The sequence below is a fragment of the uncultured Methanobrevibacter sp. genome, assembly GCF_902784195.1.
In the GTDB taxonomy this organism is placed as follows: domain Archaea; phylum Methanobacteriota; class Methanobacteria; order Methanobacteriales; family Methanobacteriaceae; genus Methanobrevibacter.
In genome coordinates this window covers 56446-77027 of the sequence record NZ_CACZTX010000003.1, presented here as the reverse complement: position 1 = coordinate 77027, position 20582 = coordinate 56446, and the positions used below count along the sequence as shown (strand labels likewise).

The following is a 20582-nucleotide window of genomic DNA, read 5'->3' as shown; positions in this document are numbered from 1 at the left end:
AAAAATTAAAATAAAAATAGCAATGAGAAAAAGAAAAATTGAATCAAACTTTTAAAGTCTGAAATTAATTCAATTTTTTAGAGATCTCATCAAATATGGATTTGGAGATTTCTTTTTTGGAATTTAATGAAACCTTTTTGACTTCATCACTTACAAGGATTACCTCATTGGTTTCAGATCCAAATTCGCATCCATCATGGGAAACATCATTTGCTACAACCAAATCAGTTCCTGCTTCTCTCATTTGAGTCTTAGCACAATCAATCATTTTCTCTTCTGAAATGTTGTATTCCGCCTTGAATCCAATCAAGAATATGTCTTCATTGATCTTTTTGATTCTTTGTATGATTTTTGCAACAGGCTCAAATTCTAAAGATAAATTGTAGGATGAAGATATTTTGGAATCTTCCTTGCTGATTGGAGTAAAGTCAGAAACAGCTGCGGTAGCTATGAAAATATCAAAATCAGGAATCAACTCATCTATTTTCTCATTCATAAGTGTAGTGGATTCTGCATCAACTATATTAAATGCCTTTGGAATTGAAACTTCATGATGTGCAGCTAAAACAGTTAAATTAGCGCCTCTGATGAATGCCTCCTTAGCCAATTCCAAACCCATTCTTCCAGAAGACCTATTGGAAATTCCTCTTATAGGATCGATTTCCTCAAAGGTTCCCCCTAAACTGATCAATATGTTTTTACCTGCAATATTAGACACTTCATCATCTGCAATGCCCTTATTTACCCTATCCAAATTGACCGCCCTTACAGATTCAAGGACTATATCTTCAATAGCTGGGAATTTGGCTTTTCCTTCATCAATGCGAGGATTGACAAACTTAATTCCTTCTCCTTTTAGCTTTTCAACATTTTCACTTACTGCATCATACATTGAATCATGCATTGAAGGAACGAAGACAATAGGGGCGTCATGCCCTTGAGCAGTTATCAAAAGGGTGTTAACAGGATTGTCAGAAATCTTATATGCAAATTTGGAAATGGTATTTGCAGTAGCTGGAGCAACTAAAATCAAATCTTGTTGAGAGTATTTCACATGCTCTATCTTTCCAGTCAATTCCAATACAACTTCTTGGCCAGTAGCAAACTCTAAAGCATTTGGATGGATAATTTTAGTAGCTTCTGTAGTCATGAATGCCTTAACAGAATGGCCTTGCCTTCTAAATTCCCTTGCTAACTTAATGGTTTCGGTTGCTGCAATACTGCCAGTAACGCATAAAACAATTTCCATAAAATCACTTCAAAAATTTAAAATCTTGTAATAATTACCTAAAATCTAAATAAAAATTTAGAATCTTATATAATAATATCTAAAAAAATAAAAATAGTGAATTTATTTATAAAAATCACTATTATAATTTAACACTATTGATAATGAAATCAAAAGTACCTACCATATTATTGAATTCAGATTCCGGTGCAGAACATAAGATAACATAAATATCAGATCCCTTTTGAACCCAAATAGCTTTATGCTGTTTTGTTTGATTGTTTGCTACAGAAGTGTAATCCGCTTCCATAGCAGCTGCACCATTGAATGAAACATTACCCATGTATAAAATATTAAAATCAGAATTACGAGCCAATGTATTGTAATTGGAAGTGAATTCAGATTGTAGGGATCTTGCATTTGATTTCTTTTCAATATTCACATTAATACTATTAAAACCTGAGGAATCCTTTGCATCAGGGTCTGCAACCGCTAAAACTGTTTCATTAGAGTTGGATTTTGCAGAAACCCAATTCCCAGGCATTGATAATGATATTCCATTTTCTGAATAATCCACTGATTGCTGTGAAAGGTCATCTCCATCATTATTACCTATAGGATTATTTATGAAAAATGAAACACCTACAATCAATATAATTAATACTAATCCGATACCAATAATTTTTTTCATATTATAACTCCAAAAAAATAATAGTAGCACCATCAATAAATTTACTCGTCAGTTCCTCCAGAACTACCACCTGAAGAGCCACCTCCAGAAGAGCCACCACCAGATGAACCTCCTCCTGAAGAACCGCCAGAAGATCCTCCACTAGAAGAACCACCACCAGAACTACTACTAGAACTGCCACCAGAACCTGAGGAACTGGAAGAACTAGAACTTGAGCTACTATCTGATGAGGAACTTGAGGAATCAGAACTTGAATCATCATCTGAAGAACCATATTTAGTGGTATTTGAGTAAGATTTTGTATAATTGTAACTGAGAGACTTGTTTACCTTGACTTCAGGAAAAGCAGTGTCATTAATAGTTGCACTAGCAGATAGCATATTTCCAACATCCCCATCTAAACCTATGCTGGACATTCCAAAAGTAATTCCAGCACCGAATGCCACAAGCAAAAATACAACTGCCAATGCAATATACCATGGACTGGTAGTTGAAGACTCCTCTTCTTTTTTTGATACTGTATAAGTCTCAGGATTATGAATGTATTTTCTAACTAACTTTTCCTTTTCTTCCCGATACTTCTGAGAATCATCATGTCTTGATCTGATTGAGGAAGGAGTTTCTTCTTTTCCTTGCATCGCACGAATTCTATCACTAACTTCAATAGTTTCAATCTTATGCCTATACTGGTCAGATAAATAAAGGTATTTCTCTTCAGAAATCAAACCAGCTTCATAATCTCTTTGAAGATTATCTAAAATCTGCATAAGTTTCTTTCTATCTGGATTCATACTTTTACTCCTTATATCGATTGAATAAATAAATATTATACATTAAAAATATCAAACTTTTTTCATTTTATATATTTATGTATTTATATATTATTAATATATGAAGTTTATATTTAATAAATTATACTAAATGCAAGTTAAAAAATAGAAAAATATTGAAAAATTATTGAAGTTTAAAAAAATTCTAATGGATAAAAATAGATTTAATAGAAGATTATTTGAATAAATCTTCACTAAATACAGGATAAGAACCTAAAATCTTAAAGAATGAAGTGTTTTCCTCTAAATGCTTTAAAATACGTCCTATATCATCATCCAATCTATGCCCTTCAAGATCTATGAAAAATATATAATGACCTAATCCCTCTTTAGAAGGTCTGGATTCAATTTTAGTCAAGTTTACATCATTTTCTGCAAATAGAGCTAAAAGTTCGTAAAGTCCCCCTGGCTTATCCTCAAACAATGAAAATGAAATTGAAGTCTTGTCATTTCCAGTGATTGGAGAATCCTCATTATCCAAAACAACAAAACGGGTTTCATTGTTGAAATTCTCTTGAATGTTTGTATCAATAACCTTCAATCCATAGAGTTCCGCTGCCTTTAATGTTCCAATAGCTGCATCTTCACCGGTTTCTGCAACCCTTTTAGCAGCTGCAGCAGTGCTTAATGTATAATGAGCAGTGATTCCATGCCTTTCCAAATAAGGCTGGCATTGGCCTAAAGCCTGTGAATGTGAATAGACATTTTCCACTTCATCTACAGTCATTTCCTTAGCAGCCAATAAATTATGGTTGATTGGAATGACAATCTCGTTTTTGATCTTCAAGTCAAAATTATGAATCAAGGAATCTAAAGTCAAGCTAACTGGACCTTCAATAGAATTTTCAATCGGTACAATACCGCATACGCATTCCCCTCTTTCTACAGCACCCATCACCTGCTGTATTGAACAGTAGGAAATCAAATTGTCACTGACCAATGATGCAGCTTCGTGAGAGAATGTTCCTTGAGGTCCTAAAAATGCAACTTTATCATTTATCATAATAAAACTCCAGTTAAATAATTTTAATTTAAAAATGATATTTATTTACTATTTTTTATATATTAATCATAGTATAAAAAGCAATATGGTAAAAAAACTTAAATAACCTAAGTAAATTCAAAATAATGCATAAAAATAGTACAAAATAGAAAAATAAGAACAATTAATTAAAATTTAAATAAAAAATAGAAAAAAGAAAAATAAAGCATAAGAAAACTTATGCTTAAAACCAAAATCAATCTTGAAACAGTCTCTATTGGGTTTCCATTTCATAAATCAATTTTAGCAAATCTGATTGAGTTACAATTCCTATAATTTGATCTTCATCATCAACTACAGGGTAACCATTATAACCAGTTTCCAACATTGCATCAGCAAGCTGTGGAACTGTTGCATATTGTGAGATTGTTTCCACATTTGCAGACATGTAATCTCCTGCAATCAACTCTTTGATTTGAGAGGATTGATACTTGTCAGGAGTGTGTTTCCTGAATGAAACAAATGCTTTTGCAATGTCTTTTGAAGTAATAATTCCTGCAAGCTCATTGTCTTCAGTAAGTAATAAACGTCCGACACCTGAGTCCATTATAACTTTTCTTGCGTGAACTAAACGATCATCTGCAGATATTGAAATAATATCTGTTGTCATAATATCCTTAACTGAAATCTTTTCATATGCTTTAGCTTTGCATAAATATATGAAATCAGATTTAGTTACGATTCCAACCATTTCACCATCAGATAAAACTGGAATGGCACCAATATTCTTGTCAATCAAGATTTTTGCCACTTCAGTCACATCATCATCCTCATCTACTGTGATCAAGTCTTTGACCATTACAGTGGATACGTGGAAATGTGAAGGAGCCATATTACCATATTTAGCGGAGCCTAACTTATTAGCTATATCTTTTTCTGAGATAATTCCGACTAAAACTTTTTTATTTTCATTGGTACTAGTGACTGGTATTCTAGATAAGTTATCCTTATACATCACTCTTAGACAATCACATATGTTTAAATTCTTATCAATAGATACCACATTTTCAGACATTATATTTTTGATTTTCATAATAACACCAACGATAAAATCCAATGAAATAGCTATTAGAAAGAATCCAAATGAATCGATTCAATTTGGATTGCAATAATCTATAGCGTATCTAATCAAAGATATAAACTAACCTACCAATAGCTATCTCTTAAAAGTTCAACAATAGCTACCTGATTGGTCTTCACAAAGAAGAGCAACCACAAAATCTTAAAGAAATAAATGGATTATTTTTAAGGAATTGCTTAATAATCCAATTAGAAATAAATCTAATTATTTTTTAGGAATTGCTAAATAATCCAATTAGAAATAAATCTAATTATTTTTTAGGAATTACTTAATAATCCAATTAGAAATAAATCTAATTATTCTTTAAGAACTGTATTTAAAATATCTCTTTCAGTGACGATTCCTACAAGTTGATCATCATCAACTACAGGAACACCACCAATGTTCTTTTCAGCTAATAATTCACATAAGTCTCCTAATCTAACAGTAGATTCAGTTACTAATATGTTTGGTTTAATGATTTCAGAAATTTTTCTTTTTAAAACATCTAAACCACTATTAGAGGTCATAGAAGCAAACATTTCTTTATCACCAAAGAATCTTAAGATATCAGTTGAAGTAACAATTCCTATTAATTTATCTTCTTCAACAACAGGAATTCTTCTTAAGTTATTTCTTACCATAATTTTGGAACAGCTTTCAATAGGAGTTCCAGGAGTGGTAGTGATAACATCCTTAATCATGATATCACCTACAGTCTCATTAGTCAATGAACCTGCAAGTGCTAATGCGAAGTCTCTTTCAGTGACTATTCCCACTAATTTATCTTCTTTATCTACAATAGGTAAGGATCCAATGCCGTTTTCGGTCATTAAATCGACACTTTCTCTAATAGAAAATTTAGGACTTATAGAAATAACATCTCTTGTCATAATCTCTTTAACATGATCATTGATTGCTGCCAAGAAGTTGTCATCATGTTTCTTTTCTATTATATCAAATTTGCTTCCTCCACCAAGGAAGTCAAGAATATCCATAGCAGTTACAATACCCAAAAGTTTATTTGAGCCAGGATGGGTTACTGGTAATCTTCTGAATCCATGTTCTATCATCATTTCAGCAGCTTCCTTAATGGTCTTGGTTGGAGGGATGCTAATGACATCTTTTTTAGCGAGAGTCATGATTTCGCCCTCATTATCAGCTACTTTTGTTTCATGTTCAACAGAACCACGATTCATAGATTTTCTCAAGTTTTTAGTGTTTTTGTCTTTCATATCGACACCTCCGGATTTAATAATTCTTCCAGGTCTAAATTACAAATCATATCATAACAATCAAGTTATAGAACTCTGGGAAATACCATTAACCAGATGACAAATCCAATTGCTTTTTGTTATATTCATAAGAGTCTAAAAAACTTTTAGATTCACATCCAATTTAACAATATAGAAATAAAGTCTATAATTAAGCCGTTACAATAATTAACGATTCATAATCTATTTTTGAAATTATGGATTTGTTGGAAGTTCACGTATGCCATTATTTCCTTCATTCAAGCTTTTTATTGCTAAAAGCTTTCTAGAAATTCAAATACAAAATTTGAAAAAATGACATAGAACTAACTACAATATTAGTTAGGTTTTGATAGTTAATATTATTATCGATTTAATTTTTATTAACTTAAAAAGTATTGAAAAATTAACTCAAAAAATTATCAACTTTTATTTTATTAAATTAAAAACTATTGAAAATTTAGCTTAAAAAATAGAAAAAATAAAAATATAAAACTTAATTAATAATAAGGGAATATAGTAAATACTATATTATAAATAATGCTTATTAAATCAAAATTAGTGATTGAAATGAACAAAATCGAAAAAACTGTTAGAACAAGAGATTTCATTATTAGTACAGATGGATTATTATTTGCTTCAACCAATTACATTCACCCTGAAGATAGGATTATCTGCTTTTTAAGATACATTCCAGATGAAAACGGAGACAGGGAAAAGGACGGAATCAGATATTCCAAAGTTGGATCTGAAGAAGCTTATGCATACCTAAGAGAAAATCACCCAGATTACTTATACTTCTGTGACGTTACAAACGTTGAAATGATGGGAGTTCCTATAGATAAGGTTGAAAGAATCATCAAGCCGGAAGAAAGATTGAAAGGTCTTAGAGAAACCTATTATGACGAAATCAACACTAAAGTGGCAAATGGTGAAGAACTTGACTATAAAGAGGAACTCTTAAGCAAATTATTTGACTTATCAGACTTTTTCCATTACGTAGCAGATATCAGCTATGATGACCTTGGAATCTCAGGATCAATCTTGCCAGGACTTCAAAAGGCAGGAACTTCTGATCTTGACTTTGTAGTTTACGGACTTGAAAACCATAGAAATGCAATCAAGGCATACAAGGATAACAAGGACAAAGCTGTTTTCATAGACGAATTAGACAAATCAATCACATTAAACAGAATCAATGATGATTTCTGGGACTTCGTATATGATAAGAGAATAAAAGACGACTCTCTAACTAAAGAAGAGTTCGCTTGGTATGAGGAACGTAAAAGCAATAGAGGACTCATTAGAGAAACCTTATTCGACATTCTGGCTACCAGAAACTATGATGAGATTGAAGGCACCTGGGGAGATACCGTATACGAACCAGAAGGATTTGCGAAAGTTAACTGCACAATAAAGAGTGCATTAGGAGCTTTTGACAATCCTGCAGTATATACAATAGAAGATGTTGAAATCCTTGAAGGACCTGATATTGAAATCTCAGAATTAGCATCTCTAACACACACATATGCTGGAGAAGTGGTTGATGGAGAAGAAGTAGTCGCAAGAGGAAAAATAGAAAAGGTTCTTAAAAATGGAGAGTTTGAAAAGTATAGAATTCTTGTTGGAACTACTAGAGAATCCTTAAATGAGTATATTAAATTAAGAGAAAGTCCTGTTTAGAACATATAATAAATAAAATTCCAAATAACTAAAAATAAAAAAATAAGCCAAATTAGATTGTTTAATAAATAGTAAACCCCATATAACCCATTAAAACAACAGTTATTTAAATAATAAGAGACATACTAACTGTACTAATTAAAAGAGGTGAAAAACATGGCAAAGCCAATTGGAGATACTCCTACATTATATGGTAAAGAAGCATCTGATTTTTTAAACAAAATGGTTGAACCTCTTACCGAAAAAGATAAAGAATTTAAAAAGAGGTATGATGCCGCTAGAAAGGTATCATTCTAGAACTCTTAAATCCAAATATAAATAGAATGTCTCTTCCGGATTTCGTTCTATTATGATATCTAATTTTTCTTTTAACTTTTCATCATCTTTTTTTAGATTAATGAAATTATGATTTGCATAAAAATTATATGCGGTTGCATAACCCTCCACTGTAACAAATCTCAATCCCACACTATTTTCAGCAATGTTTTTAATATTGAATAGGACACTCATCAATATTTCTGATCCCAGTCCTTTCCCAGAATATTTCTCATCCACAGCCAATCGACCAATTTTAATTGCAGGAAGTTTTCTCTTTTTTGAATTTAAGGATAATTGGTCTTTAATATCTTGTTTAATATCTTCATCACGAATATCCTTTAAAAGTATAGTGTCTGTCAATAGAGAAACATAAGCAACAACTAAATCATCACACATTACTAGTTTTGTTATGTTTAATTTGCTATTTTGCTGGGATAATGCATCATTTTTTAAGAAATCATTTAAATCATCTGATGCACACTTAAACTCAGATAAATCATGTTTCGTGCCAAGTGTTTCGAATCGATAATTCTCCTTAATATATTCAATATCCATAAAATCACTGATTAATTTTACAATAGATAGTTAAATTTCAAAAATTAAAAAGATTTTCATAATGCGAAATTGTGCAAAAACACAACTGTGATTTTAAAATAATCAAAAAAAGCTTTAGTGATAATAAGAAAAACCAATTATTTTTTTTAAATTTTTAAAAAAAATACTATTTTTAACTAAATTATCCTCCTACATTCAAAACTATTTTTATAATTTTAATATAAATTAAACTATTTTTAAAAAATGAATTAAAATTAATAGTGATCAATTAACAACCATCATTTTAATTAATCGTTTTTGTAATTAAAATACAGAAAAAATTACAAGCTAAAATCAATTTTTCAACTTAATACAAAAATTGATTAAAAACTATTAAATTCTAATAAAAATAAAAAATTATAATTATTTTATAAAATAAACTATTTTTAACAAATTATAATCAAAAATAACTGCATATTATTTATTATATGAAAAACAAAGACTAATCCACAGAATAATATGGAGTTAAAAATATGATAAGTGTATCTACAATCAAAAGTTATATGTTCTGTCCTTTGAAATTATATTTCCAAAGCAACATTGATGAAGATGTGGAAGAGGATTATTTTATCTCAAAAACATTAAAAGATCTTAGAATAGACATACAAGACATTCTTCATAAAAACTTAAGACACATTAAGAAGGACATGGATGAGAATGAAATAGAAAAGAGACTTTCAATTGGAATAAGCAATCAGGTTAAAACTACATTTGAAATTATCGAAGAGATAAATGATAAAGAAGATATAGATGAAAGCAACTTGAAAAAGGATGAAGAGATAGAATTCATTGATGAAGAAAAGAAAGAGAAAGAGAAAGATAGCAATAATCTAAATGAAATAAAAAAAGAACTGATCAATGAAATAAACTTAAATATCAAAATACTTTCTCTAAAAGTTGCCCAATCCATGAAAGTTCTTGATAAGGATGGTGGCGAAATCCAAAACCTGTTTTTCCCAACCAGCATGTATAACTATCTAATAAGAGATATCGGTTTAGACTTGATTGGAGTTATAGATAAAATTGAAGTAGAAAAGGGAAATTACTTCCCAATATCACTGAAATCATCAAATCCTCCGATAAATGGGGTTTGGGATGGTGATTTCATGGAAGCAATAGCTAATGCGCTTCTAATAGAACAGGAATTCAACACATATGTTACAGTGGCATACATTGATTACTTGAAAATAGCTGATAGAAGAGCTGTGATAATAGACACAGATGCAAGAAAAAGTTTTTTTAAAGTCTTGACCAGTGTAAACAAGATAGTTGAAAATGGTGAAATACCTACAGTAAAAACTGGCTTGAAAAAGTGTGAAAACTGTGAATATAAGGAGCTATGTGATAATAGCTAAAAAATGAAATAAAATTAAAAAAGTAAAAAAAGAATTCTTTAAAAAAATAAAAGAATTAAATTAAAACTGGGAAAAACGGCACAATTAAGTAAACTGCAACTAAAACTATCACAGTTAAAATAACAATAGCTCCAAGAGGTACCTTTTTCCATGCGAGTCCACCTGCAATTACCGCTCCAATAAGACCTATGTACCATAAGTTAGGGTCTACAGTCAACACACCAGGACAAATAAGTGCAGCAAGTGCAGTATATGGAATCAGATTCAGGAATTTCTCGAATTTTGGAGAGAAATTCAATCTTTCCATAAATATTGCTGGAATTACCCTTGGAATGAAGGTAACAAGTGCACAAAGAATAATGAGTAAAGTAATATTCATTGTTGTACCTCCTTATTACTGCAATTCTCATCAGCTGCCTTATAGGCATCACCTAAAACAGTATCATCATCAACTATATACATTCCAATGAGAGCACCTAAAAGAATAGCTATAATCAATGACCAATTTCCAATGAAAAACTGCAATACAACATTTAAGATAGCGGTTATTACAACTAAAATAGCCAATTCCTTGCTTTCCTTAACTGCAGGAACCAATAGTGCCACAAATAAAGCATATAAGGAAATATTGAAACTGTTTGCAACAATTATAGGAAGCACATTCAAGACTATAACACCAATGATTGCTCCAAAAATCCAAGACAGCCATGCAATCCCTGCAAGACCAATATAAGTCCATATGGAAGACTCTTCCATTAGCATGAACATTGCAAAGGCTTCATCAACAGCAAGGTGTGACGAAGGTATTCTAACGGCAAGGGAAGCGTCATCAACCTTGTTGTAAATGCATGTGTTCATTACAAAATATCTGAAATTGAGCACAAATGAAGTCAAGACAATATTGAAAAGAGTTGCCCCTTGAGCCAACATGGTCGCTATCATGATCTGTCCAGCACCTGCATAAATAAGAACAGACATTGAAACTGTCTCAAATGGAGTGAGACCCGCCTTAATAGCTAAAGCTGCATATCCAATTCCCATTGGAATATATCCAAATGTGATTGGGATACCTAACCTTAAACCATGCACAAACTTTTCTTTTCTAGTAATTCAAAACACATCCATAAAATAAAATATAATAAAAAATAAGAATTCCTGATAAAATATCAAAAAATAAAAGTATAGAATAATATTAGTCAAATAGACTAATAAATATTATGTTAAAAAAGAATAATGAAAATGATTAGAACTTATTATTCTTTGCTAATCTCTTTACATCAAATACTGCAGTGCTTGCAACTGCCATAACTGCCATTACACCAGCCTGAATCGGATCTGTAACAATCAAATCAGCTTCATCTGTTACACTTCCAGGCATGTTCAAAGTGATGACAATCAAGTCCTCATGCTTTTCCTTTAACTTTCTTACAGTTTCAGTGATCTTACCGCCCATCAGGGACCCTGCAAGGACAAGCACACCAACACGAGGCAATCTGTTTACGGCATCAACTGCCTCTGCAATATTCTCTTCACCAACTAAAGGAATAGTATCCACACTTATACGTTCTCCACGTATATTATGCCTATCTGCCTCTGTAATGGCCCCAACTGCAACTTGAGATACTTGAGCTCCGCCACCGAAAATAAGAACCCTTTTACCGAAAATGTCATTTAAGGAACCGTGAATTTCAATGTCTAAAATAAAGTCCTTAGACTCTAAGTCTTCGATTAATTCATCGAGTTTCTCAACATGATCAAGCTCTAGATTCAATGTTCCAACATCATCCTTTACGTATAGATGAACATATGAAATGTTGATTCCATGACTTGAAAGAATGTCTGTTATCTCATCAAGAACTCCTTTCTCTTCTTTAGTTGTAATTGTTAAAGAAATACTATTCATAATATTACCTAATAATACTTAAAATATTCAATTATTTAAAGATTATCAAAAATCCAAAAAAGATTAATTGAAAATAGAATAATCAAGACACTATTTTCAAAAATCTAAAAAGGTTAATTGGAGATAAAAATTTTTTTTTAAAGACTTCTATTTATGAGGAAAATTATGAAGTTTATCCCCAATTAATCCAATTTAGCTTTTAACGCATCCAATTCAGCATGCGCTTTCTTATATAAGTTTAAATAGCTGTCATGTTCACTGACAGGAATGACCTTAAGACCTAACTTTTCATACTCTTCAATGTAAGATCCATCAAACACCGGAATCTCAAACTTAATCTCTTCAGTGGTTTCATTGACAATAATCAAATCCCTGTAAGGGAAATCATATTCCACAATGTATCCTCCAAGACTCATCATATGATAAGGTCTGATTACAAATTTCATATAAAATCACCACGTTAAAATTTAGAATAATGCAATGACCATAGCCAATACTCCAAGTGCAGAAGTCACCAATATTGTAGGATATAACTGTCTGTTGGTAAATATTGGGGAGAATGCACTGACGATTGCCATAATAACCGGAAGCAACAATGATACTATAATGCACACAATGAATTTAAGTGAGAACAGTTCTGGTGCAACACCTAAGAACAGTACACAGTACATCAATCCTAAAGTAAATATCAAAAATCCTCTGGTTAAGTAAACAAAAGTTCTGTATTTGGAAGCAAGTTCCATATATGGCCCTTCAATTACGTCTGATTTAGCCTTGATGTAGGAGAACGGATATTCGTTCAATAGAATCATGTATCCTATAAAGAAGACTACAGTTCCGATAATACCTGCTAAAGTGAATAAAAACGGTCCGTTAGCTTGCTGATAAGCTACAATGTCTGCCAAGAAAATGCTTTTGGATAAAGCTGCAGGTATGAATAAAGCCAAATACAATGGGAATGAACCGAAGATGATCATCCTAAGTGATCTGTTTGAACTGATATCTTCAATGGATGATACAAGCAAATCTGGTCTTGCAGCACCTTTTGCATGGTCTGGGAACCTTAAGTTAATGCTCATAACGGATTTGGATAAGGAACCCATTAAAACATAAGCGATTTCTTCTACTTTTAAAAATCCAACAATAGCAATCAAGCTAGCAAATGCCATGAATTGATAGTTTTGAGGCATCAATGCTAGAAATACTGCCAATACTACAATGAAACAAAGAATAGGCATTGCCTTATACAATCCTGGTGCTGGAGAATTAGGTTTTATGTTCTCCTTGAACAGGAACTTTATTGATGCCCATAGCCCCGGACTTGTAACTGGAGGCCCGATTCTTTGTTGAATCCTTGCTTGAACATATTTCCTTTCAATTCCAGGAATCAAAACACCTATGAACAATGCTATGATAAGTGTTAGGATAACCTCTAAAATTGAAATAAGTGATATTTCATAAGCCATTTCTCTTTCCTCATAATAATTTTTAATAAATGTTAATCATAAATAAATTAAATTTCCTAATGAATATTGGATTTCAAAATTGATTTATCCAACTTGTTATTGTTTGTATCATAAACCTCTATTGCCCTATCAGAACAGGTAAAGCATGGATCACACTGTACAATGCATAATTGACCATCAGTGATATGATTGTCAATGCAAGCGTATTGCATAGCTCCAATATTACTCATTGAAGGAGTCCTAATAATACTATGGCGAACTCTTCCATCCTCAATGGCATAGGAGTGATACAATGTTCCCCTTGGAACTTCAATATAGCTTTCAATCAAGCCGGTATCCACCATTTCCCAAGACCTGTCAGTAATCTTTCCTTCAGGCAAGTCTCTGATTGCTTGACGAATGATCTTGATTGCTTCAAATATTTCAAAGACTCTCATAAGAAGCTGAGCCTTAACATCACAGGTATCTTGAGTGATAATGTCATAATCGAAGTTATCATACTCATACATGTCTGTTCTCAAGTCCCTTTTAACACCGGTAGCACGTAATGTAGGACCGGTTACAGCTAACTTAAGAGCCTGTTCCTGTGGAATGTAACCTGTGCCTGTAATCCTTGACAATACGATTGAATCATTAACGAACCTTTCTGCAAAGTCTGCAACGTTCTTTTCAACCAAGTCCATTCCATCCAATATTCTGCGGATTCTATTGTCATCCAATTCACATCTTGGCCTTACACCACCGATGATGGAACATCCGTATTGAACACGGTTTCCTCCAATCATTCCTAAAAGGTCCATAATGGTTTCCCTAATGTAGAACACTCTCATGGAGAATGTCTCATGAGCCAAGGTTTCGCAACCGTGACCTAAGTACAATAAGTGACTGTGCAATCTTTCAAGCTCTCCAACGATTACACGAATATAAACCGCTCTGTCAGGCACTTCAACACCAAGACCTTTCTCAGCAGTTCTTACAGAGTTCCATGTATGTGAGTTTGAACAGATACCACAAATCTTTTCTGTAAGCATATTTGCCTTTTCAACTGGAAGACCTTCCATAATACGCTCAATACCTCTGTGATTTACACCAATTGTGATTTCCGCATCCTTAATGATCTCATCTTCTACGAAAAATCTAACCCTATAAGGTTCTAAAGCAGCAGGGTGAACTGTACCCATTTGAATCTCAGTTTCTATGATTTCCTGCTTTTTAGCTTTCTTTTCTTCCATTTCATCATCCCTTTAATGAATAAATAAAAATAATCTCTTAAATCCACCTATTAGTCCGCATTCAATAAATGCGGCAAAGATGCAACTACTCCTGCCAATACATCCTGAGGTCTTACAGCACATCCTGGAATCTTAGCATCCACAGGAATCACATTTTCAACAGGCCCTTCAATTTCCTCTGAAGGAATGTCTCCATAACAATTCTTATAGACACCACCCATCACTGCACAAGCACCTGCTGCAACAACAAGCTTTGGATTTGGAATGGCATTATAGATATCCTCCAATGGCTTTCTATTATCATGAGTGACAGGCCCTGTTACAACAAGAATGTCCGCTTCACGAGGGTTCCATGTTAAAAAGACACCATATTGCTCTATATCAAATTTAGGAGATAAAACTGCATTTACAATTTCAATATCACAGCCATTGCATCCACCAGTATAAACAAGCATAATATGGATTGCTTTTGACCTTGAAAGTGTTTTAAGACTCATCTATTCACCTCCCTCATCTTCAGAAACTTCATCAATTTTAGCATCTGAAACCTCTTCATTGAATTCAGAGCTTCGTTGAACATCTTTCTCATACTTTTCATTAATGTTATCTTGAATGTCCTTTATCTTGGATACCTTATCAAGAGCTACACCAACATTTTCAATTTTCTCATCCTCTTGAACAATATTTTCAGAGAGTAATGACCTGTCGGACAAGTATTGTGCAATGAATGCAATCTTGTCATGGGATATCTTGATAGGTTCCTCTAAGAGTTCACTTGTGTCAACATTGATCTCACCGACATTTCCAGGGTGAATGGTTCCTGCCTCTTCAAAGAATGAATAGATTGGACAGAAATCGTGACACCAGTAGCAAACTACACATTTTAAAGGATCAAGTTCTGGAACTTCGGTTTTCACCCATCCTTCCTTAAGCTTTACAGGGTTTTGCAGAGGTTTCATTGTAACTGCACCGGTTGGACAGACATTTGCACAACCTCCGCAACCGATACATGCTTCCTCATCCACCTTCTTGTCAGGCTCAACTGTTCCTGTCAAGATGGCATTACGGAGTTCCATGTCAGTCACTCTGTCTGCAGCAAAGAGAATTCTTTTGAAATTAGTGTAAGCTCCATTAAGCATAATCTTCAATACATCTTTCATAATTACCAAACTCCTAATTCACCCTTTCAAACTCTCTTTCGAAAATAAATGACTTAGATGGGCAGATATTCATACATGCTCCACAGTAAATACATTTATCGTCATCGACAACGAATTTAAGATTCTTGTTCTTTGTTCCGAGATTGACTTCATCACTTGGAATTTCAACTGTATAAATAGCTTCCTCTGGACAAATGTCCTTACATAATCCGCATTTTACACACAAGTTATCGTCAATGTAATTGAATCCTCCAGAGATTTCATACTTGACGCTTGTTGTTTTTGGAATTGCGTCCTTAGGACAGTGAATTGCACAGGTTTCACACATGATACATTTATCCAAATCAACATTGATTGCCCCTCTTTGAAGGGTTATTGCATCTTCTGGACAAAGTTCAGCACAAATACCGCATGAAATGCAGTCATCATTAACTTCTCCATCCCAAGAGATTACTTGGAAGTTTCTTGCATCTTCCTTACATTCATTTACACATTTTCCACAGGATACGCAGTATCCAAAGAGCTTATTGTCTTCACTTTCTGTTAATGATGAAACAGGACAGTTGTAAATCGCTTCAAGACGTTTAGCCTTATTCTCTTCAGTATCTTCATCAAGTGAAGGGTCATATCTCAATGCATTTTCATCTCTTTTGAGTGCTGGGCTATCAAATGTCTCTTTACATAAACCGCAATTGAGGCAACTTACAATGCTTCCTTCAACATTTGAATACAAGGTGTCATCCTTAATGCTTCTTTTAATCTTAAAGTCATCTACGCATAATGCCTCATTGATACAGTTTTCAACACAAGCCAAGCACAAGGTACAAATGCTCTTATCATACTCGCCGTCTTTCAATGCACCTGTAGGACAGACATCTTCACATACCTTACAGCCTACACAGTATCCTTCATCCTGGATAATCACTTCAATTGATCTGGTAGGACAGTAGTAAGCACATCTTCCACATTTCACACATTTCTCGCTGTCTGTGCTGATGCAAATCCTATCTGCGGTCTTGTCGGATTTTACAGGAAGCTTCATGCTCTCTATCTTCTTGACTCCTGCACCGAATCCAACTGTGTTTGCAACCATTTTCAATGAATTAAGCAAGACTTTCTGCTTGTCTAGAACAAGGTTATCAGTATCAACTCTTGCCTTTTTAGTACAGACATCCTCACAAACGCCACAGCGTGAACATATACCTTTAACTATACCATCATCAAGATGAATGCTTTCTATAGGGCAAGTGAACTGGCAAACACCACAACCATTACATTTTGCCCTATCAACCACATATCCTCCGTATTTATTCTTGAATATAGCATGATTCGGACAAGCTTCGAAACAAGCACCACAACACATACAGCTAAAAGCCTTATTATCAACAAAGCGTATTGCTTCACTTGGACAATTTCTTATACAATCCCCTTGTCCATCACACTTATTAGTTGTTAAATACATGATTCTTCTCCTAAATAATAAGTAAGACCATTATCTAATGATCTCCTTTCGCTCGTCCTCCTAGTAATGCACTGCCTATCAATACGCCAATGACAGCTCCCAAAAATGTGGTTGCAATTGGCACATCATTATAAACAGGGAATTGGCCTAATCCATAAGACATTATCAGAGCACCAATTATAAGGGCTAAAATTCCACTTGCTGTAAACTTAAAGCTATTGTCCAGATTCAAGTGAACCCTTGAGCCAACAATGAATCCAAATATGATTGCAATGATAATCGGTCCGATTACAATATTAGCGATACTCATTCCTCTTCCTCCGCTAATTTCTTAAATTGTGAAAATGCAATTACCACTGCGCTTAAACCTACAAGAACCTTGAGTCCAACTGCAATGTTCAAGTAAGGGACGATTCCTGCATGGGTCAAATCCGGATATGAGAATAATGTTGCAATAGCTTGAGGCACTTGTCCATAAAGGTTTCCACCTACATTGTAAAGGTATGAACCGGTTAATGCAAGTCCTGCCAAACCAAGCAAGACATAAGCCAATGCACCGATTGATTCTAAAGTGGAAATGAACCTATGAGACAATTTCAATGGAGTGCCGTCTACACCATAAACAATGACACAGAAAATGATTGCTCCTGCAATCATTGCTCCACCTTGGAAACCTCCACCAGGAGTTATATGTCCTCCTAAAATGGTCATGATACCTAAAGCAATCATGATAATGGCTATTGGTAGAGTCATTATCTTCAATATAGGGCTGCTGTCATTCTTATTCCAGTTTGGAGATTTTTTTCCTTCAACCATCATTCATCATCTCCTTCATTCATATCAGCATTAATGTTCTTGTCTAAAATCTTTCCTTTACCAAAGACAAGCAATACAACAAGCACTGCAGTCACTAGAATCAATGATTCTCCTAAAGTATCAAAAGCTCTCCAATCGAATACAACAAGTGTAACCATGTTTGGAGCAAGCTGTGTTCCGATAGCATTGTAAACCAAGCTGATTCCAGGTTGAATCAAGTTCTTGAATCCATAGATTGCATCGAACAAGGTTGATGCAAAAAGGATTGCTGCCAATGCCATAATGAGTGATCTAACACTAGTAATTTTATCAGACATATCTTAACCCCCAATAAATTACTGCAACTAAAATTCCAAGAACCACCACAACATAGAATGTCATTTTTTCCAAGGAATCTGATTGCTCGGATTTTATCTTTCCTGCAAGAGGCATGTTTGTAAAGAATAAAATTGCAACTAAAATCACTACAACAATTGAAGCAACTACACTGACATGCCTTAGCAATAATGCTGCAAGTATCAATGAAACGAATATCAGGAATTCTGCAGCTATTGCACCTGAAACATTGTCCATAGTTGTAGGGTCTTTAGATAAGCTTGACTTAAGTCCTTTTATTGAGTCTAGGAATTTTTGATATAAAGCCATTAGATCAATCCTCCTGCAAATGGAATGAATACATCAGTTACTATATTTGGGAAAATACCTAAAGCCAAACAGATTATAAGCAATACAGCTACAGAGAAAACAGTAGCCTTTGGAATCTTCTCATGAGCAAATTTCAAGTCTTTTGGCTTAGGCTGCAAGTATACTGTATGGAATGCTTTAACGAAGGTAAAGAATATCACTACACTTACAATGATTGCAAGTACTGCAAGTTCAGTGTATCCTGCATCCAATGCAGCTTGCACAAGCATCAATTTACTTTGGAAACCGTTGAATGGTGGAACACCTGCTAAAGCGAATCCTCCAAGCAATACCATTATTGCCATCTTTGAATCAACTGCAATCAATCCACCTAACTTTCTTGTATCGGATGTTTTTGTAAGGTAGTAGACAGTACCGAATCCGATAAATAATAATGCAGTTATGACAATTTCATTTGCTGCCTGGAACAATGCCGCTGCAATTGAATATTGTGTTCCTATACCAAAACCTAATGCAATGAAACCAAGTTCCCCTACTGCAAGGAATGCTATCATTCTTCTAAAGTCTACCTCCATTGCAGACATTGCAATGCTTAAAGCCATTGCAAGAATAGCAAATACGATTATTGCTGTATTGAAGTAAGGGATATATGCGAATATCTTATACATTGCAATACCAAATGCAAGCATGCACAATACTGAAAATCCTTGAAGTATTGCAGATCCGTTAGGTCTTGCTTTTGAGTAAACAGCTGATTTGATAGTGTGGAATGGAGGCAATCCTGCTGAATATAACCATCCAAACAATATCAATGCAAAACCAATCACTAAACTTGGAGCATAAGGGTTTACATAGTTGTTGCTTATTGCAAATATAATATCATTGATGTTTACTGAACCAATTGTTCCAAGTATGAATCCAATACCTAACAATAGCATTGGTCCGCCTATTGCACCTAAAATAAGGTATTTCAATGCGATTTCATAATTGTCTTCAGTGCTTGAAGCTATAATGATACCCACTTGGGTTAAAGCTGTAATTTCAAAGAAAACATACATATTGAAAATATCGTTAGATAACATCAATGCAGTTACAGATGCTATACCCATAAAGATAAGGTATAAATAAGGGCCGGACACTTCCTTTTTCTCAGAGAAGTATGTCAATACTGCCAAGAATGCAACGATGCCCATCAGGAATATGAAAATCCTTTCAATATTTTCAAAGACATAAACAATACCAGTATTGTAGCTTGCCACAAGAGTGCCGACCAAGTTTGATGGAAGTGAGCTTGCAAGAAGGGCTGGGTCGTGACCACCGAAGTATTGGATGCCGACAGCTGCAATGATTGCAATTACAGGAATTGCAATAGCCACAACAATTGAAATGGCCTTAACTGTTTTGTCCTTTCCACCAAATATGTTTACGATTAAAGCAGCTAATATTGGAATGACAACCATTAAAGGAATTAGATAATTCATTTTTCATCCCCCATCATTTCAGATACGCTTAAGGTTCCATGCTTTCTGTATAAAACCATAGCCAAAGCCAACATCACTGCTAAAGTACTTGCACCAATTACAATACTTGTAAGAACTAATGCTTGAGGCAAAGGATAAGCTGCATTTGCTGCAAACCAGTCTGCAGTCATGCCTGGCAAGAAGATAGGCACGACTCCACCTGCTTTAAATCCTAAGCAGATCAGGAATAGGTTAACCCCTTCCTCAATGAAAGCAATACCAATAATCTTTTTGATTAGATTATCAATGAAGATTGCTGCAAATAGTCCAATAATTATAAATGCACCAGAAGCGAATAAAGAAGCCAATTGAACATCCATCATA

General features: G+C 33.8%; 25 protein-coding genes. 3 read left to right on the top strand and 22 right to left on the bottom strand.

The window, feature by feature from the left end; translation table 11 throughout:
- Window positions 1–64: 64 nt before the first annotated feature.
- The 6 genes from coaBC to QZU90_RS04060 form a co-directional block, all read right to left on the bottom strand.
- Window positions 65–1249, bottom strand: a complete 1185-nt coding sequence (gene coaBC / locus QZU90_RS04085) for a bifunctional phosphopantothenoylcysteine decarboxylase/phosphopantothenate--cysteine ligase CoaBC (protein ID WP_295605965.1) — start codon at window positions 1247–1249, stop codon at window positions 65–67.
- A gap of 121 nt (window positions 1250–1370) precedes the next feature.
- Window positions 1371–1919, bottom strand: a complete 549-nt coding sequence (locus tag QZU90_RS04080) for a PsbP-related protein (RefSeq protein ID WP_296855685.1) — start codon at window positions 1917–1919, stop codon at window positions 1371–1373.
- A gap of 41 nt (window positions 1920–1960) precedes the next feature.
- Entirely contained in the window at window positions 1961–2710 is a 750-nt protein-coding gene (locus QZU90_RS04075; RefSeq protein ID WP_295605961.1) for a hypothetical protein, read from the bottom strand.
- A gap of 214 nt (window positions 2711–2924) precedes the next feature.
- On the bottom strand, window positions 2925–3752 hold the full coding sequence (gene pheA, locus QZU90_RS04070) for a prephenate dehydratase (RefSeq protein WP_295605959.1): 828 nt from the start codon (window positions 3750–3752) through the stop codon (window positions 2925–2927).
- A 253-nt stretch (window positions 3753–4005) separates the two neighbouring features.
- Complete coding sequence (locus tag QZU90_RS04065) at window positions 4006–4824, bottom strand: HPP family protein (protein ID WP_296855682.1); 819 nt, start codon at window positions 4822–4824, stop codon at window positions 4006–4008.
- A gap of 344 nt (window positions 4825–5168) precedes the next feature.
- A complete protein-coding gene (locus QZU90_RS04060) occupies window positions 5169–6086 on the bottom strand; it encodes a CBS domain-containing protein (protein ID WP_296855680.1) in 918 nt (305 codons plus the stop codon).
- Between the two features lie 588 nt (window positions 6087–6674).
- Between QZU90_RS04060 and QZU90_RS04055 the strand changes: the two genes are divergently transcribed.
- Together QZU90_RS04055 and QZU90_RS04050 are read left to right on the top strand one after the other, a co-directional pair.
- Window positions 6675–7787, top strand: a complete 1113-nt coding sequence (locus QZU90_RS04055) for a DNA polymerase subunit beta (RefSeq protein ID WP_295605953.1) — start codon at window positions 6675–6677, stop codon at window positions 7785–7787.
- 156 nt (window positions 7788–7943) lie between these two features.
- The gene (locus tag QZU90_RS04050) at window positions 7944–8084 is read left to right on the top strand and encodes a hypothetical protein (protein ID WP_295605952.1); all 141 of its coding nucleotides are present in this window, start codon (window positions 7944–7946) and stop codon (window positions 8082–8084) included.
- Here the strand turns inward: QZU90_RS04050 and QZU90_RS04045 are convergent.
- Entirely contained in the window at window positions 8076–8660 is a 585-nt protein-coding gene (locus QZU90_RS04045) for a GNAT family N-acetyltransferase (protein WP_296855677.1), read from the bottom strand. The genes QZU90_RS04050 and QZU90_RS04045 overlap by 9 nt on opposite strands.
- Before the next feature lie 512 nt (window positions 8661–9172).
- On the opposite strand from QZU90_RS04045, the gene QZU90_RS04040 reads away from it, so the two are divergent.
- A complete protein-coding gene (locus QZU90_RS04040; protein ID WP_295605948.1) occupies window positions 9173–10054 on the top strand; it encodes a Dna2/Cas4 domain-containing protein in 882 nt (293 codons plus the stop codon).
- A gap of 55 nt (window positions 10055–10109) precedes the next feature.
- Here the strand turns inward: QZU90_RS04040 and QZU90_RS04035 are convergent, their stop codons facing one another.
- The 15 genes from QZU90_RS04035 to QZU90_RS03965 form a co-directional block, all read right to left on the bottom strand.
- Window positions 10110–10433: an AzlD domain-containing protein gene (locus tag QZU90_RS04035; protein WP_295605946.1), complete on the bottom strand. Its 324-nt coding sequence runs from the start codon at window positions 10431–10433 to the stop codon at window positions 10110–10112.
- On the bottom strand, window positions 10430–11143 hold the full coding sequence (locus tag QZU90_RS04030; protein ID WP_295605944.1) for an AzlC family ABC transporter permease: 714 nt from the start codon (window positions 11141–11143) through the stop codon (window positions 10430–10432). Before QZU90_RS04030 ends, QZU90_RS04035 begins: the two co-directional genes overlap by 4 nt.
- Before the next feature lie 154 nt (window positions 11144–11297).
- Window positions 11298–11957, bottom strand: coding sequence for a DUF5612 domain-containing protein (locus QZU90_RS04025; RefSeq protein WP_296855673.1), 660 nt, complete (start codon window positions 11955–11957; stop codon window positions 11298–11300).
- Window positions 11958–12139: 182 nt separating this feature from the next.
- Entirely contained in the window at window positions 12140–12403 is a 264-nt protein-coding gene (gene ehbP, locus QZU90_RS04020; RefSeq protein WP_295608453.1) for an energy-converting hydrogenase B subunit EhbP, read from the bottom strand.
- A gap of 21 nt (window positions 12404–12424) precedes the next feature.
- Window positions 12425–13423, bottom strand: a complete 999-nt coding sequence (locus QZU90_RS04015; RefSeq protein ID WP_295608455.1) for a respiratory chain complex I subunit 1 family protein — start codon at window positions 13421–13423, stop codon at window positions 12425–12427.
- A 56-nt stretch (window positions 13424–13479) separates the two neighbouring features.
- Window positions 13480–14655, bottom strand: a complete 1176-nt coding sequence (locus QZU90_RS04010; RefSeq protein WP_296855670.1) for a nickel-dependent hydrogenase large subunit — start codon at window positions 14653–14655, stop codon at window positions 13480–13482.
- 50 nt (window positions 14656–14705) lie between these two features.
- The gene (locus tag QZU90_RS04005; protein ID WP_292786582.1) at window positions 14706–15152 is read right to left on the bottom strand and encodes an NADH-quinone oxidoreductase subunit B family protein; all 447 of its coding nucleotides are present in this window, start codon (window positions 15150–15152) and stop codon (window positions 14706–14708) included.
- Entirely contained in the window at window positions 15153–15815 is a 663-nt protein-coding gene (locus QZU90_RS04000; RefSeq protein ID WP_295608499.1) for a 4Fe-4S binding protein, read from the bottom strand.
- Between the two features lie 13 nt (window positions 15816–15828).
- Window positions 15829–17277 (bottom strand): 4Fe-4S binding protein, encoded by a 1449-nt coding sequence (locus tag QZU90_RS03995; RefSeq protein ID WP_295608461.1) that lies wholly within the window; start codon window positions 17275–17277, stop codon window positions 15829–15831.
- A 34-nt stretch (window positions 17278–17311) separates the two neighbouring features.
- Window positions 17312–17587 carry an energy-converting hydrogenase B subunit J gene (locus QZU90_RS03990; protein WP_295608463.1) on the bottom strand — a complete coding sequence of 92 codons (276 nt, stop codon included), beginning with the start codon at window positions 17585–17587 and terminating at the stop codon, window positions 17312–17314.
- The gene (locus QZU90_RS03985; protein WP_295608465.1) at window positions 17584–18096 is read right to left on the bottom strand and encodes an MnhB domain-containing protein; all 513 of its coding nucleotides are present in this window, start codon (window positions 18094–18096) and stop codon (window positions 17584–17586) included. Before QZU90_RS03985 ends, QZU90_RS03990 begins: the two co-directional genes overlap by 4 nt.
- Window positions 18093–18410 carry an EhbH gene (locus tag QZU90_RS03980; protein ID WP_295608467.1) on the bottom strand — a complete coding sequence of 106 codons (318 nt, stop codon included), beginning with the start codon at window positions 18408–18410 and terminating at the stop codon, window positions 18093–18095. Before QZU90_RS03980 ends, QZU90_RS03985 begins: the two co-directional genes overlap by 4 nt.
- Complete coding sequence (locus QZU90_RS03975) at window positions 18403–18738, bottom strand: energy-converting hydrogenase B subunit G EhbG (RefSeq protein WP_295608469.1); 336 nt, start codon at window positions 18736–18738, stop codon at window positions 18403–18405. The genes QZU90_RS03980 and QZU90_RS03975 overlap by 8 nt, the downstream gene beginning before the upstream one ends.
- Window positions 18738–20219: an energy conserving hydrogenase EhbF gene (gene ehbF, locus QZU90_RS03970; protein ID WP_295608472.1), complete on the bottom strand. Its 1482-nt coding sequence runs from the start codon at window positions 20217–20219 to the stop codon at window positions 18738–18740. Before ehbF ends, QZU90_RS03975 begins: the two co-directional genes overlap by 1 nt.
- Window positions 20216–20581 carry a cation:proton antiporter subunit C gene (locus QZU90_RS03965; protein WP_295608474.1) on the bottom strand — a complete coding sequence of 122 codons (366 nt, stop codon included), beginning with the start codon at window positions 20579–20581 and terminating at the stop codon, window positions 20216–20218. Before QZU90_RS03965 ends, ehbF begins: the two co-directional genes overlap by 4 nt.
- Between the last annotated feature and the right edge of the window lies 1 nt (window position 20582).

Coding starts and splice junctions, on each gene's coding strand:
- coaBC (WP_295605965.1), bottom strand. CDS start 1,249: ATGGAAATTGTTTTATGCGTTACTGGCAGTATTGCAGCAACCGAAACC.
- QZU90_RS04080 (WP_296855685.1), bottom strand. CDS start 1,919: ATGAAAAAAATTATTGGTATCGGATTAGTATTAATTATATTGATTGTA.
- QZU90_RS04075 (WP_295605961.1), bottom strand. CDS start 2,710: ATGAATCCAGATAGAAAGAAACTTATGCAGATTTTAGATAATCTTCAA.
- pheA (WP_295605959.1), bottom strand. CDS start 3,752: ATGATAAATGATAAAGTTGCATTTTTAGGACCTCAAGGAACATTCTCT.
- QZU90_RS04065 (WP_296855682.1), bottom strand. CDS start 4,824: ATGAAAATCAAAAATATAATGTCTGAAAATGTGGTATCTATTGATAAG.
- QZU90_RS04060 (WP_296855680.1), bottom strand. CDS start 6,086: ATGAAAGACAAAAACACTAAAAACTTGAGAAAATCTATGAATCGTGGT.
- QZU90_RS04055 (WP_295605953.1), top strand. CDS start 6,675: ATGAACAAAATCGAAAAAACTGTTAGAACAAGAGATTTCATTATTAGT.
- QZU90_RS04050 (WP_295605952.1), top strand. CDS start 7,944: ATGGCAAAGCCAATTGGAGATACTCCTACATTATATGGTAAAGAAGCA.
- QZU90_RS04045 (WP_296855677.1), bottom strand. CDS start 8,660: ATGGATATTGAATATATTAAGGAGAATTATCGATTCGAAACACTTGGC.
- QZU90_RS04040 (WP_295605948.1), top strand. CDS start 9,173: ATGATAAGTGTATCTACAATCAAAAGTTATATGTTCTGTCCTTTGAAA.
- QZU90_RS04035 (WP_295605946.1), bottom strand. CDS start 10,433: ATGAATATTACTTTACTCATTATTCTTTGTGCACTTGTTACCTTCATT.
- QZU90_RS04025 (WP_296855673.1), bottom strand. CDS start 11,957: ATGAATAGTATTTCTTTAACAATTACAACTAAAGAAGAGAAAGGAGTT.
- ehbP (WP_295608453.1), bottom strand. CDS start 12,403: ATGAAATTTGTAATCAGACCTTATCATATGATGAGTCTTGGAGGATAC.
- QZU90_RS04015 (WP_295608455.1), bottom strand. CDS start 13,423: ATGGCTTATGAAATATCACTTATTTCAATTTTAGAGGTTATCCTAACA.
- QZU90_RS04010 (WP_296855670.1), bottom strand. CDS start 14,655: ATGGAAGAAAAGAAAGCTAAAAAGCAGGAAATCATAGAAACTGAGATT.
- QZU90_RS04005 (WP_292786582.1), bottom strand. CDS start 15,152: ATGAGTCTTAAAACACTTTCAAGGTCAAAAGCAATCCATATTATGCTT.
- QZU90_RS04000 (WP_295608499.1), bottom strand. CDS start 15,815: ATGAAAGATGTATTGAAGATTATGCTTAATGGAGCTTACACTAATTTC.
- QZU90_RS03995 (WP_295608461.1), bottom strand. CDS start 17,277: ATGTATTTAACAACTAATAAGTGTGATGGACAAGGGGATTGTATAAGA.
- QZU90_RS03990 (WP_295608463.1), bottom strand. CDS start 17,587: ATGAGTATCGCTAATATTGTAATCGGACCGATTATCATTGCAATCATA.
- QZU90_RS03985 (WP_295608465.1), bottom strand. CDS start 18,096: ATGATGGTTGAAGGAAAAAAATCTCCAAACTGGAATAAGAATGACAGC.
- QZU90_RS03980 (WP_295608467.1), bottom strand. CDS start 18,410: ATGTCTGATAAAATTACTAGTGTTAGATCACTCATTATGGCATTGGCA.
- QZU90_RS03975 (WP_295608469.1), bottom strand. CDS start 18,738: ATGGCTTTATATCAAAAATTCCTAGACTCAATAAAAGGACTTAAGTCA.
- ehbF (WP_295608472.1), bottom strand. CDS start 20,219: ATGAATTATCTAATTCCTTTAATGGTTGTCATTCCAATATTAGCTGCT.
- QZU90_RS03965 (WP_295608474.1), bottom strand. CDS start 20,581: ATGATGGATGTTCAATTGGCTTCTTTATTCGCTTCTGGTGCATTTATA.